The organism is Thiomicrorhabdus chilensis DSM 12352 (genome assembly GCF_000483485.1).
Lineage (GTDB): Bacteria > Pseudomonadota > Gammaproteobacteria > Thiomicrospirales > Thiomicrospiraceae > Thiomicrorhabdus > Thiomicrorhabdus chilensis.
Genome location: NZ_KI519609.1, coordinates 1458233 through 1475579, shown reverse-complemented (window position 1 = coordinate 1475579; position 17347 = coordinate 1458233). Strand labels below are relative to the sequence as shown.

General features: G+C 46.5%; 14 protein-coding genes. 13 read left to right on the top strand and 1 reads right to left on the bottom strand.

What is annotated here, in order from left to right; all coding sequences use genetic code 11:
* The first annotated feature begins 489 nt into the window (after positions 1–489).
* The 9 genes from aceE to B076_RS0107050 all read left to right on the top strand — a co-directional run bounded on the left by aceE (position 490) and on the right by B076_RS0107050 (position 10438).
* Positions 490–3153: a pyruvate dehydrogenase (acetyl-transferring), homodimeric type gene (gene aceE / locus B076_RS0107090; RefSeq protein WP_028486700.1), complete on the top strand. Its 2664-nt coding sequence runs from the start codon at positions 490–492 to the stop codon at positions 3151–3153.
* A gap of 105 nt (positions 3154–3258) precedes the next feature.
* Positions 3259–4608, top strand: a complete 1350-nt coding sequence (gene aceF / locus B076_RS0107085) for a dihydrolipoyllysine-residue acetyltransferase (RefSeq protein ID WP_281168960.1) — start codon at positions 3259–3261, stop codon at positions 4606–4608.
* Positions 4609–4618: 10 nt separating this feature from the next.
* Positions 4619–6397, top strand: a complete 1779-nt coding sequence (gene lpdA / locus B076_RS0107080) for a dihydrolipoyl dehydrogenase (protein ID WP_028486698.1) — start codon at positions 4619–4621, stop codon at positions 6395–6397.
* 500 nt (positions 6398–6897) lie between these two features.
* Complete coding sequence (locus B076_RS0107075; RefSeq protein WP_028486697.1) at positions 6898–7311, top strand: ester cyclase; 414 nt, start codon at positions 6898–6900, stop codon at positions 7309–7311.
* A gap of 168 nt (positions 7312–7479) precedes the next feature.
* Entirely contained in the window at positions 7480–7773 is a 294-nt protein-coding gene (locus B076_RS0107070) for a GIY-YIG nuclease family protein (RefSeq protein WP_028486696.1), read from the top strand.
* Between the two features lie 238 nt (positions 7774–8011).
* The gene (locus tag B076_RS0107065) at positions 8012–8221 is read left to right on the top strand and encodes a DUF3820 family protein (RefSeq protein WP_028486695.1); all 210 of its coding nucleotides are present in this window, start codon (positions 8012–8014) and stop codon (positions 8219–8221) included.
* 178 nt (positions 8222–8399) lie between these two features.
* Positions 8400–8561: a hypothetical protein gene (locus B076_RS13275; RefSeq protein WP_157753531.1), complete on the top strand. Its 162-nt coding sequence runs from the start codon at positions 8400–8402 to the stop codon at positions 8559–8561.
* 398 nt (positions 8562–8959) lie between these two features.
* Positions 8960–9637, top strand: a complete 678-nt coding sequence (locus B076_RS0107055; RefSeq protein WP_028486694.1) for a spermine/spermidine synthase domain-containing protein — start codon at positions 8960–8962, stop codon at positions 9635–9637.
* A gap of 75 nt (positions 9638–9712) precedes the next feature.
* Positions 9713–10438: a VC0807 family protein gene (locus B076_RS0107050; RefSeq protein WP_028486693.1), complete on the top strand. Its 726-nt coding sequence runs from the start codon at positions 9713–9715 to the stop codon at positions 10436–10438.
* A 124-nt stretch (positions 10439–10562) separates the two neighbouring features.
* Here the strand turns inward: B076_RS0107050 and pyrC are convergent, their stop codons facing one another.
* A complete protein-coding gene (pyrC, locus tag B076_RS0107045) occupies positions 10563–11594 on the bottom strand; it encodes a dihydroorotase (protein WP_028486692.1) in 1032 nt (343 codons plus the stop codon).
* A 249-nt stretch (positions 11595–11843) separates the two neighbouring features.
* Between pyrC and B076_RS0107040 the strand changes: the two genes are divergently transcribed.
* From B076_RS0107040 to B076_RS12360, 4 genes are all read left to right on the top strand, one after another.
* Positions 11844–13286, top strand: coding sequence for a dicarboxylate/amino acid:cation symporter (locus B076_RS0107040; RefSeq protein WP_028486691.1), 1443 nt, complete (start codon positions 11844–11846; stop codon positions 13284–13286).
* 242 nt (positions 13287–13528) lie between these two features.
* A complete protein-coding gene (locus tag B076_RS0107035) occupies positions 13529–14566 on the top strand; it encodes a sodium:calcium antiporter (protein WP_028486690.1) in 1038 nt (345 codons plus the stop codon).
* Positions 14567–14806: 240 nt separating this feature from the next.
* The gene (locus B076_RS0107030; RefSeq protein WP_028486689.1) at positions 14807–15277 is read left to right on the top strand and encodes an HAD family hydrolase; all 471 of its coding nucleotides are present in this window, start codon (positions 14807–14809) and stop codon (positions 15275–15277) included.
* Between the two features lie 325 nt (positions 15278–15602).
* Complete coding sequence (locus B076_RS12360; RefSeq protein WP_084205725.1) at positions 15603–17243, top strand: sensor domain-containing diguanylate cyclase; 1641 nt, start codon at positions 15603–15605, stop codon at positions 17241–17243.
* The last annotated feature ends 104 nt before the right edge of the window (positions 17244–17347 follow it).

Below are 17347 nucleotides of genomic sequence, written 5' to 3'. Positions count from 1 at the left end.
TACTTAACAAGTGTTTGACTCGGTATGCGGCACGTTTTTGTGTTTAAAACCGACCTGGCATCGTTCGTGAAAGCCCCGATTTCGGGGCTTTTTTGTATCGGTTTTCAGGGTGTTTTAAGGATGGAAATACAAAATATTCAATTGCTTAGCGAAACCATGCAGAATAGGCAGGCCTGCCGGTTCCGCTTTAAATGTAAAAATGGCGTAAAAAATGTTATTATGCCACAACTTTATTGAACCCAGTGATGCGGTAATATTCGTCTTTTTTGGCGGTTGTTGAGTTTATAAAAGACCTCACGGCGGAAACGCCGAACGCTGTTAAATAAGTAAACCAAATCCTTTGTTCAACGTCTTGGCAATACTAAGTAGCTGGAACCCTAGACGTTTAATTTTTGTTGGCGGTATGGATACGACCTATCTGTACTGACTTTGCTTCAGGCCCACCCAGCACCTGGAGATTAATGATCCAACCCATGAGGTACGCACATCATGAGCGAAAATTTTGTAGACCAAGATCCACAAGAAACACAAGAGTGGATTGATGCCTTAGAAGCCGTTGTCGATTTTGAAGGCACGGACAAGGCGCAACACATTATCGCAAGCCTAATCGAAAAAGCCCGTGTTCACGGCATCGACATTCCTTATTCGGCTAACACGCCTTATATCAATACCATTTCCGAAGAAGAGCAGGTCAACTACCCAGGCGATATGAGCCTTGAGCAGAAGTTGCGTGCGATTTTACGCTGGAATGCGATGGCCACCGTGTCGGGAGCCAATAAGAATACTAGTGTGGGTGGTCACATCGCCTCGTATGCTTCTAGTTGTACCTTGTATGAAGTGGGAATGAACCACTTCTTCAAAGGTCCTAAGCATGAGCAGGGTGCCGATATGGTTTTCTTCCAGGGGCATACCGCTCCGGGCATGTATGCGCGTTCTTTCCTTGAGGGACGTTTAAATGAAGAGCAGTTGAGGAACTACCGCCAGGAAGTGGACGGTAACGGCCTGTCTTCCTATCCGCACCCTTGGTTGATGAACGATTACTGGCAGTTCCCGACGGTTTCTATGGGGCTTGGACCACTCATGGCGATCTACCAGGCACGTTTCATGAAATATATGCAGGCACGTGGTTTGGCTGAAACCACAGGTCGTAAAGTCTGGGCGTTTTTGGGCGACGGTGAGATGGATGAGCCGGAATCTCGTGGTGCCATTCAATTGGCCAAACGTGAAAAACTGGACAACCTGGTATTTGTCATCAACTGTAACTTGCAGCGTCTAGATGGGCCGGTTCGTGGTAACGACAGCATCATCGACGAACTTGAAGGCCTGTTCCGCGGTGCGGGTTGGTCTGTGACTAAAGTGATTTGGGGCTCCGGCTGGGATCGCCTGTTGGCCAAAGACAAAACCGGTAAGCTGATTGAACGCATGGGTGAAGTGGTTGACGGTGAATACCAGTCCTACAAAGCCAAAGACGGTGCCTTTGTGCGTAAACACTTCTTCGGCAAGTATCCGGAAACCGCGGCGTTGGTTGAAGATATGACCGATGACGAAATCTTCAAGTTAAGCCGTGGTGGTCATTCACCGCGTAAAATCTACAACGCTTACAAACGCGCTTCGGAAATCGTCGGCAAGCCGACCGTGATCCTGGCCAAAACAATCAAAGGTTACGGCATGGGGCCTTATGGTGAAGCGGCCAATACCGCCCACCAGCAGAAAAAATTGGACGTGGAAGGTTACAAATACTTCCGTGACCGTTTTGCGATCCCGATTTCCGATGACGAATTGGAAAACGGGCCGGTGCCTTTCTATCGTCCGGACGAAGATTCCGACGTCATGAAGTATATGCGTGAGCGCCGTGAAGAAATGGGCGGTTCTTTACCGTCCCGTCAAGACAACGCCGAAGCTTTACCGGTTCCCGCGTTGGATGTCTTCAAAATGTTGACGGACGGTACCGGCGAACGTGAAATGTCCACGACTATGGCATTCGTTCGTATCATCTCGATTCTATTGCGTGACAAAACACTTGGCCCGCGTGTCGTGCCGATCATTCCGGATGAGGCGCGTACTTTCGGTATGGAAGGTCTGTTCCGTCAGGTGGGTATTTACGATCCGGCCGGTCAGCTTTATGAGCCGATGGATGCCGATCAGCTGATGTGGTACAAAGAATCTGCCAGCGGACAAGTATTTGAAGAAGGGATCAATGAAGCCGGTGCGATGGCTAACTGGGTCGCGGCTTCTACCGCTTATGCCAACTACGGCGTGAGCATGATTCCGTTCTATATTTACTACTCCATGTTCGGTTTCCAACGTATCGGTGACTTGGCTTGGGCAGCAGGTGATTCCCGTGCACGCGGTTTCCTAATGGGGGGTACGGCAGGTCGTACCACCCTTGAAGGTGAAGGTCTTCAGCATCAGGATGGTCACAACTTGGTACAGTTTGACCACATTCCTAACTGCATGTCTTACGACCCGACTTTCGCATATGAAATGGCGGTGATCATTCGTGACGGTATCAAGCGCATGTTCCATGAAAAAGAGGACGTGTTCTACTACATCACCGCCATGAACGAAAACTACTCGCACCCTGAAATGCCGGAAGGTTCCGAAGAAGGCATTCTGAAAGGTCTGTATTCGTTCAAGAAATCGGAAGCCAAGCATAAGAATAAAGTTCAGCTGATGGGCTCGGGAACCATTTTCCGTGAAGTCATCGCTGCGGCTGAAATGCTTGAAAACGAATGGGATGTCGCGGCCGATATCTGGGGTGCGCCAAGTTTCAATATGTTGCGTCGTGACGGTGTTGAAACCACACGTTGGAATATGTTGAACCCGACGGAAGCGCCAAAACAGCCTTATGTGACTGAAACCCTTTCAGGCGCAGAAGGTCCGTTTATTGCGGCAACGGATTATATCCGTGACTATCCAGAGCGTATTCGTCAATACGTTCCGGGTGAATTTTATGTATTGGGTACGGACGGCTTTGGTCGTTCCGATACCCGTGAACAACTGCGTAAGTTCTTTGAAGTGAATCGCTACTATGTGGTCGTGCAAGCGCTGAAAGCGCTGGCCGATGCCGGCAGCATCAAAGCAGACGTGGTGGCTCAAGCTATCGAGAAATATGGTATCGATAGCGCGAAACCTTATCCGGTTCACGCTTAATGTCCTAAGCCGTTGTCTCATTGCAGAGTCAGCGGCTTTTTTACACAGGTTTTAATCTGACTTAGGTCGACATTAAATCGGTAAATATTTAAGAATATCCGATACATAGAATTTACAAAGGAAGTTCGAACAATGGCTATACAGCAAATTACTATTCCTGATATCGGTGATTTTGATTCGGTTGAAATCATCGAAATCCTTGTGTCTGCGGGCGATACGGTTGCCGTAGACGATTCTCTTTTAACCTTGGAATCCGATAAAGCCACCATGGAAATTCCGTCTCCGGTAGCCGGAACGGTCAAAAAAGTGGCGGTATCAATTGGCGATTCGGTTTCCGAAGGCGATTACGTTTTAGATATCGAAGTGTCCGGTGACGCGGCGGCGCCTGCCGAAGAAAAGCCGGCTGAAAAAGCACCTGAACCCGCTAAGCCAGCATCTGCTCCGGCCGCAGAAACACCAAAACCGGAACCGGTTCCGCAAGCCGCACCTCCGGTTCCGGTTGCGCCCGTTGCCAATAAATTGGTGAATGCGCAATCCATGGGCGCCAAATCTCACGCCTCGCCATCGGTACGTGCTTTCGCACGTAAATTGGGTGTGGATCTATCGAATGTGTCTGGAACGGGCCCTAAAGGCCGTATTCAACAGAACGATGTGGAAGCGGCAATCAAAGCGGTCATGTCCGGCCAGAAAGCGGCACCGGGACAAGCGACCGGTGGCGCGGGCATTCCTCCGATTCCGGCGGTCGATTTCAGCCAGTTTGGCGAAACCGAAACCGAAGAGCTGGGTCGTATCAAGAAGATTTCCGGTAAGTTCCTGCACGCCAGCTGGCTGAACGTGCCTCACGTCACCCAGTTTGACGAGTGTGACATCACCGAGATGGATCAGTTCCGTAAAGATCAAAAAGCCGTGGCCGAGAAGCAGGGCATCAAACTGACACCGCTGGTTTTTGTGATGAAAGCCGTGGTCAAAGCCTTGCAGGATTACCCAAGTTTCAACGCTTCCTTGTCGGAAGACGCGCAATCAATCATCAAGAAAGGCTATTACAACATCGGTATCGCGGTGGATACGCCAAATGGCTTGATGGTGCCGGTCGTCAAAGACGTCGACAAGAAAGGCATTTACGAGTTGTCTCGTGATTTGATGGAAATCTCCGCTAAAGCGCGTGACGGTAAATTGGGGCCTAAGGACATGTCCGGCGGAACCTTCACCATCTCAAGTTTGGGCGGTATCGGCGGTACCCAGTTCACGCCGATCGTCAATGCGCCTGAAGTGGCCATCATGGGGCTTTCAAAAGCCAAGATGCAGCCGGTTTGGAACGGTAACGAATTTGTACCGCGTCTGATCATGCCATTTAGCGTCTCTTACGACCATCGCGCCATTGACGGTGCCGAAGGGGTACGTTTCACGACCACGGTTGGCCAATACCTGTCTGACCTACGCCAATTGATTCTTTAGGAGCTAACTGATGAGTAAAATTGTAGACATCGTCGTTCCAGACATTGGTGACTTTGCAGAAGTCGATATTATCGAAGTCTTGGTTGCGGCCGGTGAAGAAGTGGCGCAGGATGATTCGCTGGTTACGCTAGAATCCGATAAAGCCACCATGGAAATCCCAGCACCGTTTGCCGGTAAAGTGGTGACGTTTACGGCCGCCGTGGGCGATAAGGTGAAAGAGGGGTCTATTCTCGGTACCATCGAAATCGCTGACAGCGAGTCGGTGGCCGCTAATGTTGAAACCAGCGTGGCCGCTAGTGCGGCTCCGGCAGAAGAGCCGAAAACCGAACAGCCTGCACCGCAAGCCGTTTCCGCCGCCGACCTTCCGCCTGCTGACATGCAGTGCGAAGTCCTGGTTCTGGGGTCCGGCCCTGGCGGTTACACGGCCGCTTTCCGTGCCGCCGACCTTGGCAAGAAAGTGGTGATGATCGAACGTTACGACAACATCGGTGGTGTGTGTTTGAACGTCGGTTGTATTCCGTCCAAAGCCTTGTTGCACATGTCGGTCGTGTTGAACGAAACCCGTGAAATGGGTGCGCATGGTATCACCTTTGCCGAACCGAAAATCGACACCAACAAGATGCGTGAATATAAAGATAGCGTAATCGGTAAGTTGACTGGCGGTTTGGCAGGCCTGGCCAAAGCGCGTAAGGTGGAAGTGGTTCAGGGCTATGGTAAGTTCAGCTCCGCCAATACCGTGACGGTTGAAATGGCGGACGGTTCCAGCAAAACCATCGCATTTGAAAACGCCATTATCGCGGCCGGTTCGCGTGTGGTGAAGCTGCCGTTCATTCCGCATGACGATCCTCGTGTCATGGATTCCACCGACGCCTTGGAACTGGAAGAAGTGCCAAACCGCATGCTGGTCATCGGTGGCGGCATCATCGGTCTGGAAATGGCGCAGGTTTACGATTCACTGGGTGCCAACATCACCGTGGTTGAACTGGGTGACACCATTATCCCGGGTGCGGACAAAGACATCTCCAAACCGCTGCTTAAGAAAATCAAAAAGCAGTACGAAAACATTTACCTGAAATCGAAAGTGACTAACGTCGAAGCCAAAGAAGAAGGCTTGGTGGTCACGTTTGAAGGTAAGGATTGTCCTGAAACCGATACCTTCGACCGTATTCTGGTGGCCGTCGGTCGTGCGCCGAACGGTAAACTGATCGACGCCGACAAGGCGGGGGTTGCGGTTAACGATTGGGGCTTCATCGAAGTCGACGAACGTCAAAAAACCAATGTAGACCACATTTACGCCATCGGTGATATCGTCGGTCAGCCAATGCTGGCACACAAAGCGGTGCACGAAGGTAAAGTGGCGGCAGAAGTCATTAACGGCATGCCATCGGCCTTTACGCCAATGAGCATTCCCTCGGTCGCCTATACCGATCCGGAAGTGGCTTGGGCGGGTAAAACCGAACAAGAACTTAAAGACGAAGGCATTGAATACGAGAAGGGCGCTTTCCCATGGGCCGCTTCCGGACGTAGCTTGAGTTTAGGTCGTGACGAAGGCATGACCAAAGCCTTGTTCTGTGCCGAAACGCATCGCTTATTGGGTTGCGGCATCGTCGGGCCAAACGCCGGTGAATTAATCGCCGAAGCCATGCTGGCGATTGAAATGGGCGCGGATATGCAAGACATCGGCCTGACCATCCATCCACATCCAACGCTAAGTGAAACCATCTGTTTCGCAGCCGAGATGGCGGAAGGAACGATTACGGACTTGATGCCACCTAAAAAGAAAAAATAAGCAGGCCTGCCTATTTTCACTTTTAAGAAACCCGCTTTTTAGCGGGTTTTTTATTATGTATGTTTCACTATCTACACCGCCATGAATTTTATTCAAAAGCTATTTTAAGATGTATCTAGTTACGTATTTATTCTAGTAATTGTGGTATTGTTCACGTATTATTTATTAAAGCATTTTGATTTGATCAGGTGAATACAGGTAATGCCGCATAACCTGTCAAAACAACAGGCCTGTTCATTAGGCAGGAAAATAATCATAAAAATCAATGCAATACCAAATAACAAGGCAAGAGTGCCTTATGCGAAATGTTAGGAGCGCCCGAAGGCGCTCCTAACGGGGTGGCGATTAAAATTGCTTTGCCATGACGTGCCTTCGCGCCTCATAACAAGCCAATAACCTGATGTGTTTCACCCAAAAAATTAAAATGTTTTCGGCGAAGCCACGCAGGTTATCGTCACCCCGTTATGTTGCTATGAACCTGCTCACTAAAGGAGAAAAGTATGCAACCAGAAGTCTTAATTCGTACCTTCATTGATGAAGCATTCAACAAAGGGAATCTTTCGATACTCGAGGATGTCATTCATACTGAGTACCAATATTTGAGTCCTGACAACAGCCAACTAAAAGGTATAGGTCAATTGACAGAATTTATACAGGCGTTCCGCAAAGCCTTTCCTGATCTTAATCTTCTGATAGATGATCTGTTTGTGTCAAATGACCGCTCTTGTACTGCCTTCACCCTTAGAGGCACTCACGAGGACGATTTCATGGGGATTCCGGCAACTAAAAAGTCTGTGGAAGTCCGAGGAATGGTAATGAGCCGATTTAAAGACAACAAGATCTTTGAGGATTGGGAGATTCTCGATAACTTGAGCTTTTTTCAACAGCTAGGGGTTGTTCCTGAACTCTCCTAACGCATTATCTAACCGTTAGAAAAGAGACATAACAATTTTTTGTAGCGGACCGGGCGGGAGTGTGCCTGTGCTAACCACTGTTGTTTTTCAACCATTTCATCCTTCTGGTCGGCTTTCTCGGTTCGCCGCCCGGCACGCTGAAAACTGCGTTATGTGTAATCTAATCTCATGAATGAAAAAAGCAAAATAATTTACAAAATCACCTACCCAAACGGAAAGATATACGTTGGCAAAGATCTAACCAATAGCATTAACTATTGGGGAAGTGCTAATAGTGAATTAATTGCAAAAGACTATTCGCCTGAAGAAAGAATGGATATGACAATTCGGCGAGAAATACTTTTAATTTCAGATAATGCTGACGAAATTAATAAAAAAGAAGCTGAATTGATTAAAGAGTACGAATCTAACAACCCTGAAATTGGCTACAACCAATGGCCAAAATTCAAACAAAACACATAAAACAATTGGGTCAGAGTAAAATTAAATTTATAACCTATTGATAATTAGTGACTTAAAAATAATTTTACTCTGATCCCAATTAAAAATCACCAGGCCTGGTAGTAATCCATAAAAACCGTTTAGCGTTTTGTTAAGCGGTTTTTTTGTTAAAAGTGTATTCATTAAGCAGATTATTGGATACGCTATCCTTAAACTCTACTACAAGAGGGAGGTTTACAGCTTCTGTATACTTTAACTTATGGATCCTGAGAACTTAAAGAAACTCGTTGAAGTCACAATGCCTTATGGAAAATACAAGGGTCGAATTATTGCTGATTTGCCAGGCAATTACCTTAATTGGTTTGCGCGTAAGGGCTTCCCGCCTGGTCATTTAGGGCAGTTATTAGCTTTAATGCAGGAGTTGGATCACAATGGTTTAAAGCACCTTCTTGATCCGTTAAGGAAATAGGCTTTTAATTAGAAAATGTGGGGCTTTAAAATCAATTAGGTAAATAGTGAAACCGTTTAGCATTTTTGTTAAGCGGTTTTTTTATGTCTGAAAAGAAACAAAAGTGGGTAATCAAAGGTATAGGTGGTTTTTGTTCGACTATAAATCATTCTGATTAATCTCGATAAGAAAATGTTATATGATTTCGCCCGAAATAAAAACAGGTGAAAAAATGTCTAATACAAATCAAAATAAAATTAAAGCGGCTTCATGGTTTAAATATAGCATTATTGGTGCATTACTTTTGCTAGCGCCAGTGACATTGATTAGTCAAATGGTATTGCCAATGGTTAATGCTTAATTGACTATCAAAAAATGTTTATAATCAACGGGATAAGACTCGATTGATTCGTGCATAATTAAACTGACCAGGCCTGGTCAGTTTATCTTGAAGAAACCCGCTTAAAAGCGGGTTTTTTATTGGAATAATTGAAAAAGAGAAAAAGGGAAAAAGAGACGCTGCTCTTTTATTGCAGTTGTTATTCAAAGGTATCAGGCTCGATTGATTTCCTCATGAATGTTTTTAAGATCACCAGGCCTGGTAGGTTTAACCTGGCTTTTTTACTATGACTTTGAAGCCACAAAGTCTAAACCATTCTTTTTTTAAAACACTTTCTGCTTATTTTCTGTTCTAATATTTTTTCTAAAAAAAGCACACTGCAGCTCAATCAACCCCCACAACAACCACGACGAGATAATATGAAGCAATTAAATAAACTCGCGACAGCGATGATTCCCAACAACGGCGGCGAGTTGGTTTTATTACAGCGTGAAGATGAATTTTCTATCAAGCTTTCTGGCGCGCGCGGGGTATTGATGAATAGCCGGGTTTATAACTCCGAGCAGGAGTTGGCTAAGCTTGGCTGTGCGCATATTAAAAACAAAGAGTGCGCAGAGGTTTTAGTGGGCGGTTTGGGTATGGGCTATACCTTGGCAACCGCGTTAGAGTGTGTGACGGCTAGCTCAAGGGTGACTGTGGCAGAGCTTATTCCACAAGTGGTTGAATGGAACCAGGGCCCGCTCGGTGAATGTGCGGGCAACCCTTTGGCAGATGAGCGTAGTCATGTACGATTAGGCGATATCGCGGATTTAATCAAACAACAAAAGCCAGATTTTGACGCCATTTTGCTCGATGTTGATAATGGGCCGGAAGGCATGACGAATAGTGATAACAATTGGCTTTATTCCACCGCAGGTTTACAGGCCTTATATAATAGCCTGCGCCCTGAAGGCATGCTGGCCGTGTGGTCTGCGGGGCCAGATTCGATGTTCATTACTCAACTCAAAAAAGCCGGGTTCAAAGTGACCGACAAAATGGTGAGAGCAAGACCGGGTAAAGGTAGCCGGCATACTATTTTCCTTGCGAAAAAGCCTTAAATAATTGGGGGCAAGAGACGTTATCCTTTTATTCTTATTTATTGAACGAATTAATTAAAAAAGCTTGCGGTAAAAATGAAAAAAACGGATTCCAAAAACATTCCTACCCATAAACCTCGCCCAATGGTTGATCTGTTGGTGAGTATTGTGATTCCTTCGGTCATTCTGATGAAATTCAGTGGCGACCATGATTTGGGTGCGGCGAATGCGCTGATTTTGGCGCTGGCTTTCCCAATTGGCTGGGGGCTGTTTGAGCTGGTTAAATACCGAAAAGTTAACTTCATTGCCATTTTGGGTTTAGTGAGTGTTTTGCTGACCGGTGGCATCGGTTTGTTGGCGTTGGATGTAAAGTGGTTGGCGATTAAAGAGGCGGCGATTCCTGCGGTGATTGGTTTGGCTGTTTTGATTTCAACCTTTACGCGTTATCCATTAATCAAAACCTTGATTTACAACCCGCTGATTTTGAATGTGGAAAAAATCGAGCAGAAACTGCAAGAGAGCGGCAATTTGGCTGAATTTGAAAGTCGCCTTTTGAAGGCCACTTATTTTTTAAGCGGCACCTTCGGGTTTTCTGCTGCGATGAATTATCTATTGGCCAAATGGGTGGTCACGAGCCCGGCAGGCAGTGTCGCTTTTAATGAAGAGTTAGGGCAGATGACACTGTTGAGTTATCCGGTGATTGCGATTCCTTCGACCTTAATGATGATGGCGATTGTTTATTATTTGTGGCGCACGATCAATAGTATGACCGGATTAGCCCTAGAGGAAGTGATGGTGTCGGCTCAGCAAAAAAGAGGATGAAGAAAGGGAGTCGATCTCTTTGACTTTAGCTTGTTCAGACCAATAAAAAACCACCGTGAGGGTGGTTTTTTATTGGCTCAATCCATTGCTTAAAATGAGCATGGCAATTCAAATTAACAGGTGTTTATTCTGCACGCCACTGAACGGTGTTACCTGCTTGGAAGGGTACGATGGTATCGTCAGCTAAGGGTAGCTCTGTTGCCATCTGCCAAGGCTCTTTCACCAGTGTAATGGTGTCAGTATTTCGCGGTAGACCATAGAAGTCTGGCCCGTAATGACTGGCAAACCCTTCTAGTTTATCTAAAGCACCGGCTTGTTCAAAAATCTCTGCATACCATTCAATGGCGGCTGGAGCCGTATAGATACCTGCACAGCCGCATGCATTTTCTTTATTGTTTTTGGTATGCGGCGCGCTGTCCGTACCCAGAAAGAATTTACCGCTGTCGCTAATGGCCGCTTCTACCAACGCTTGACGGTGGGTTTCACGCTTTAAAACCGGTAGGCAGTAGTGATGAGGACGTATTCCGCCAACTAACATATCGTTACGGTTTAACATGAGATGCTGAACTGTAATGGTCGCCGCGACATTGTCACCGGCATTACGAACAAATTCAGCGGCTTGGGCGGTGGTAATGTGTTCAAACACAACACGCAGGTCTGGCATGCGTTGCAGTAACGGCTCAAGAACGGTTTTGATGAATTCGGCTTCACGGTCAAAGATATCAATGTGTGATGCCGTGACTTCTCCGTGTACAAGCAGTGGTAGTCCAACTTCTTGCATGGCTTCCAACGCAGGGTAGAGGTTGGCTATATCCGTTACGCCGCTATCCGAGTTGGTGGTTGCGCCAGCAGGGTAGAGTTTACAGGCGTAAATGTGACCACTGGCTTTTGCCGCTCGAATCTCTTCAGGGGTGGTGTTGTCAGTAAGATAAAGTGTCATTAATGGTTTGAAATGACTGCCTTCTGGTTTTGCAGCCAGAATACGCTCACGGTAGCTTAATGCTAATGCGGTAGTGGTCACCGGTGGTACCAGGTTAGGCATGATAATCGCACGTCCGAAAATTCGAGCTGTTGCAGGTACTAGATCTTTAAGAACCGCACCATCACGCAGATGTAGGTGCCAGTCATCTGGACGAGTGATGGTTAATTTTTTCATAGCAACGCCTTATAAGATATTTAAAGTGAACATATTATGCCGTTTTTTAGGTTTTTTCTTAAGTCAGAATTAAAAAACAATTGAATTAGCCCCGATTTATATAGAAAAAATGAAATGGCCAGGCCTGTACATTTGATATTTAACAAGCCCGGTTTATGTGGTTTTTTGGATTGAACTCAGCGACTGTATTTCTGTGATGAAATATGTTTAATTAACGTATAAAAAGTGCGTTTATACAGGATTCCCGTCATGCAGCAAGATTCAAAGCAGGATTTTTCGATTGATTTATTGTACCCGCGATCTCTTAAGTACCTGACGAGTTATCTGCAATCACTGGTACGAGGCCGCTTGTGGCTAAAAGTCATTATAGGGATGGTTCTGGGGATTTTTACGGGCATTCTTATTGGTCCTTCCGTAGGACTCATTGAGCCTGCAACCGCCAATGTGGTGGGGGATTGGTTGGCCTTTCCGGGCAAGCTGTTTCTGGCCTTAATCCAGATGATTGTGATTCCACTGATATTTGCTTCCATTATACGCGGTCTGGCAGCCACGGAAGACCTTGAGCAATTGCGCGATATAGGTCTCCGTGTGGTTTTGTTTTTTATTGCGACTACCGCCATGGCGATTATTATCGGCTTGACGGTGGCAACCATCATCAAACCCGGCACCTACATTGATAGCCAATCTTTGCAGGCAAGCATGTCAATGGCTCCGGTGGTGGTTGAACAAGCGTCTTCCCAGGATCTCAATATTTCCGAATTGCCCCAAAAAGTGGTTTCGTTATTGCCCTCTAACCCGTTGAACTCAATGGTGGAAAGCAATATGTTGCAAGTGGTCATTTTTGCGATGGTGGTCGGGGTTGCCCTGGTTATGATGGCACCCGCACAAGCTAAACCTATGCTGGAATTGTTAGGCTCCTTGCAGGAGGTTTGCATGACCGTAGTACGCTGGGCGATGGTACTGGCACCAATAGCGGTGTTTGGCTTACTGGCGCAGTTAACCGCCAAGCTTGGAATGGACGCTTTATTTGGGATGGCCGTGTATGTGGGTACGGTGTTGCTGGCTTTGCTGTTATTGTTCATCACCTATTTGGTCATGATTTTTTTCATTGCTAGAGAACATCCTTTCAACTTTATTCGTTCTATCCGTGATGTATTGCTGCTGGCCTTTTCAACGTCCAGTTCGGCAGCGGTGATGCCGCTTTCGATCAAAACAGCCGAAGAAAAATTGAACGTCCGTCCTTCTATTTCCCAATTTGTGATTCCGTTGGGCGCCACAATCAATATGAACGGTACAGCTTTGTATCAAGGAGTGGCCGCGATTTTTCTAGCACAAGTGTTTGGTATTGAAATTGGCCTTGGGGGTATGGCTCTGATTATATTAACGTCTGTGGGCGCTTCGATCGGTGCGCCTGCCACACCGGGAGTCGGCATTGTTATCCTATCGATGGTGCTTGCATCGGTGGGTATTCCTGCGGCGGGGATTGCTTTGATTATGGGGGTAGACCGAATTTTGGATATGAGCCGTACGGCCATTAATGTAACAGGGGATCTCGTTGCGGCTAAGCTGATGGATCGCTGGGTAGGGGGGAAAGCCACCCTTAAAGAGGAACTTAAAACGCAAGCCTTACATGAAGACATACGTGAAAAAACAGGATTAGATGTGCTGACCCCCGAAAATGTTAAGGGGTAAGGCAGGGTAACAGTAAACAGACAGTTCTCGTTTTTTAAATTGATTTTTTAAAATCAACAGGCCTTCTCATTTGAGGCAGAGTGGTCGCGCTCGCAATAGGAGATAAAGGCGTCTGGTAATTTAACCAGTTAGGAAAAGGGATGATGCCCTTTAATTTAAGCCAGTAGGTAGACCTAAAAAAGGGCGCTACCTTTTTTAGATCCTTTGTACATTTAGGTCTGATGGGTGTTTGGAGTAATCGCATGACAGATCCGGCCAGCTGGTCGCTGACATTAGTTGTGATAGCCTTCGCGGGTGTTGCATTGATAATTGGATGGTTTGGTATCAAGATGACTAAAACCGCTCGTGACCTTGCCCAAGCTACAGGTTTAGGGGAAGCGCTTATGGGAGCGCTATTCATTGGTGCTTCAACATCACTGTCAGGAATCACGACGTCCGTCTCAGCAGCGGCTGCCGGGCATGCAGAATTGGCAGTCAGTAATGGTTTGGGCGGCATCGCTGCTCAGACCGCCTTTCTTGCTTTAGCGGACATTGCTTACCGTCGCGCAAATCTGGAGCATGCCGCCGCATCCGCTGAAAATTTATTTATGTCAGTCTTACTTCTGATTTTGTTGAGCATCCACGCACTTGCATTATCGTTCCCAGATATCAGCATCTTCTCCTTCCATCCGGCGACGCTGATTTTGCTTGTTGTGTATGTTTTTGGTATTCATCTGCTAGCCCGAACGCACGATATGCCAATGTGGATCCCGAGAAGGACGGCTGACACCGTTCCAGAACCCGCGAACCACAGCCATAAACGGCACCATCAACTTTGGAGGCTCTGGCTGTACTTTAGCAGCTACGCTGCTATTGTTGCTTTGGCTGGTTGGGCACTGGCTCAACTTGCAATACCTTTTGGAGACAAAACTGGTTTATCACACGGTGTTGTTGGAGGCGTTTTCACAGCCGTCTCTACGTCAATTCCTGAGCTCGTTGTCGCGATTACCGCTGTTCGGATGGGGGCGCCAAACCTAGCGGTTGGTGATATTATCGGGGGGAATGCTTTTGACACGCTTTTCGTAGCCGCATCGGATATCGCCTATAGTGAGGGTTCAATCTACGCGGCCATTTCGAGCACAGAGCAGTTCTGGCTCGCCAATTCAATGCTGATGACAGCGGTACTTGCCATGGGGTTGATCTATCGTGAGCGTCACGGGCCAGGGAATATAGGTTTGGAAAGTGTGATATTGCTGGTGCTGTATTTCGGCGGGATAACTGTTTTATCGATAGTACAGTAGTCACAAAAGGGGCAAAGCCATTTTTCGTGGATAAGTCCAGTGTGAAAATTTGACCGACTTCCTAATCTCAAACTCTAAAAAGAACTCATTTTTTGTTTAAAATTTTAATTTTAATTGGTTCTGGAAACAATTTGGCTGGCATGGTTTCAAAATCAGGTGAATTAACCGACGGGTCTGCTTCTTAAGCCTTTTTATAGGGTATGATCATCAACCGACATGGAAAAATGAATAGGGATGAAGATGCTGCAAATTGAAATACCCGGTCACGAATCTTTGGCGTTACAACACCTGGTGTTGGACTATAACGGTACAATCGCTTGCGACGGAACAATGAAAGCGGGGGTGATGTCCAAGCTGCAAGAGCTTTCGAACAGCTTGCAAGTTCATGTGATTACGGCGGATACCCACGGTTCGGTTCATGAAGCTTGCTCTGAGGACTTTATCACCGTTCATGTGATTGGAAAAGAGCATCAGGACAAGCAGAAACAGCAGTATATCAATCAGCTGGGCGCGCAAAACTGTGTGGCTGTCGGCAACGGTCTTAATGATGCGTTGATGCTCAAAGAGGCGGCATTGGGCATTGCCATTATGCAGGAAGAGGGTTGCGCTACCCAAACCCTGATGACCAGCGATTTGCTGTTCGGTTCGATCTACGAGCTACTGACCGCGCTGTTGCAGCCCAAACGGATCATTGCATCCCTGCGAAACTGATCAAAACGAATACGGACAACCCTGGGCTCGGTTAATCACTATCAGGATCAAATTCACTCCCCATCAACTCTTAAGAATAAGCAGGCCTGTTCAGTTTGAAGCCTAAAGTCCGTGCTTAATATTGGCTTAGAACTTGGGGGCTTAGCGCAAAGATTGTTCGCTATAAAAATAGTAATCCCTAGTTGTTTTTGCTTAAATAAAACCCACGCTTAAAAACGTGGCTTTTATAGTGAATTCAAGCGAATGCCATATTCAGACCTAAACAGTTTGAGTATGGGAACGGGATTTAATTGTTCCTTGTTTCTAATATTCTTAAAGGATAAGAATGTACGATTCTAGACATGTCCGGATGAACAAGGCATTGCTGTTGACCATCCTGTTAATGGGTGTTGTTTTTTCTGGACTCGTTTCTGCACAAGCCGATCATGATGTTTGGCAGTTGTATAGCCTTGATGAAAACCAACAATTCGATCCTGATCGGCCGGAGTTGCAAAACAACCTTCAAAAAGTGGGTGGCATTTCTTTGGTGGGCGGTCATTACCTCTATTCTGGGGAGATGCATATAGATCAGGACGGTTCTTATGTGGTCGACTTTAAAAACACCTCCGCGATAGACCGTTTTTCATTTTATATTTATGACCAACAAGACAAACTGATTGCCAGTGCCTCCGGTGGCATAGGAAGTCATGAAGCCAATCCGTTTTTTCTTCGCCATGGGCGATTGTTTGAATTGAAATCCGGGCACTATAAGTTGCTTGCGGAAGTGTCTTCTCCTTACTTTATTGCCCAGCCTGTTCCCTATGTCAACAGGCTTGCCAATTACCAGCAGGAGATCAGGATTGGTAATGCCATCGTGTTGGTTGGTCTGGGTATTTTCCTTTCCATGGGGATTTATTACGGTGCGCTTTCTTTTGCTCGCTCTCGTAATACAGAGATCCTTTATGCCATCTTCATATTTTCTAATTTGCTGTTTAATGCCGGCGCACACCAGGTTCTAGCGCAGCTGTTTAACCTGCATAACTTTTATCTAATTTCCTTTCCTATCCTGATTTCCAACTTTATTTATGTCCTTTTTGTAATGAAGCTTTTGGAAATACATCCGGAAAAAAACTCAAAACTGCACACTATCGGAGTTGTGACTCTTTTGATACTGGTGGCGTTTGCGCTGTTTGCCATGCTCTGGCCCCATTGGATTAACGAGATGGCGCGTTTTGGCGTATGGGCTTTTCTGTTATACGGGTTGGTAGCGGGCGTTGCACGTTCAATGCAGGGTAGCATTGTGGCGCGTTTATATTTGATTGCTCTGTTCAGTTTTATCGTGCTTGCGAGTATGGCCACGCTGCCAACGACATTAAGCTCAAATACCATCTACGTTGAACACTATGGACTGGCCGCTATTGCCATAGAGGTGATTCTGCTTGCGTTGGTGCTCACCTATCAGGTTGGCCAACTTTACCGTGAACGCATGAAAATACTGCTTCGTCTCGATCACAGCACTAAATTGGCGCATACCGATGCGGCTACCCAAATCCCAAACCGTTATGCACTGGAAGTTGAATTGGCCACATTCGGACAAAACTCATCTTTGACCTATATCGACATGGACAATCTCAAGTTTTACAACGACCAGTTTGGACATGCAAAGGGCGACGAGATGCTCGTACAGTTTGCCCAGCTAATGAAGCAAGACTTGGGAGATGACGGTTGCATTTACCGCGTAGGCGGAGATGAATTTGCGGTGACCTGCCCTGACGGCAATGTACACAGGGTGCAGGCACTTATAGACGATGTCATTGAGAAAATGCATCAAGCTGGCTTTGAACAAGCGGGTGTCAGTGCCGGTACGGCCTTTATGAATGAGGTGGAAAATACCTCGGATTTGAAACATCTGGCCGATATACGAATGTACGAAAATAAATACCAACGCAAGGCGCAGCATAATCACAGCTTGAATAAGGATTCATAGCCACATACATGTCCTTGGTGGGTAGTTCGACAACAGAGTATTGGTTTGATGGTGCGGTTGAATGCTATCTGGATCTAGAATTATATGATTTTGAAACATTCTGC

Bases quoted from the DNA above. Each gene is read 5' to 3' on its own strand.
- aceE (WP_028486700.1), top strand. From the start codon at position 490: ATGAGCGAAAATTTTGTAGACCAAGATCCACAAGAAACACAAGAGTGG.
- lpdA (WP_028486698.1), top strand. From the start codon at position 4,619: ATGAGTAAAATTGTAGACATCGTCGTTCCAGACATTGGTGACTTTGCA.
- B076_RS0107075 (WP_028486697.1), top strand. From the start codon at position 6,898: ATGCAACCAGAAGTCTTAATTCGTACCTTCATTGATGAAGCATTCAAC.
- B076_RS0107070 (WP_028486696.1), top strand. From the start codon at position 7,480: ATGAATGAAAAAAGCAAAATAATTTACAAAATCACCTACCCAAACGGA.
- B076_RS0107065 (WP_028486695.1), top strand. From the start codon at position 8,012: ATGGATCCTGAGAACTTAAAGAAACTCGTTGAAGTCACAATGCCTTAT.
- B076_RS13275 (WP_157753531.1), top strand. From the start codon at position 8,400: ATGATTTCGCCCGAAATAAAAACAGGTGAAAAAATGTCTAATACAAAT.
- B076_RS0107055 (WP_028486694.1), top strand. From the start codon at position 8,960: ATGAAGCAATTAAATAAACTCGCGACAGCGATGATTCCCAACAACGGC.
- B076_RS0107050 (WP_028486693.1), top strand. From the start codon at position 9,713: ATGAAAAAAACGGATTCCAAAAACATTCCTACCCATAAACCTCGCCCA.
- pyrC (WP_028486692.1), bottom strand. From the start codon at position 11,594: ATGAAAAAATTAACCATCACTCGTCCAGATGACTGGCACCTACATCTG.
- B076_RS0107040 (WP_028486691.1), top strand. From the start codon at position 11,844: ATGCAGCAAGATTCAAAGCAGGATTTTTCGATTGATTTATTGTACCCG.
- B076_RS0107035 (WP_028486690.1), top strand. From the start codon at position 13,529: ATGACAGATCCGGCCAGCTGGTCGCTGACATTAGTTGTGATAGCCTTC.
- B076_RS0107030 (WP_028486689.1), top strand. From the start codon at position 14,807: ATGCTGCAAATTGAAATACCCGGTCACGAATCTTTGGCGTTACAACAC.
- B076_RS12360 (WP_084205725.1), top strand. From the start codon at position 15,603: ATGTACGATTCTAGACATGTCCGGATGAACAAGGCATTGCTGTTGACC.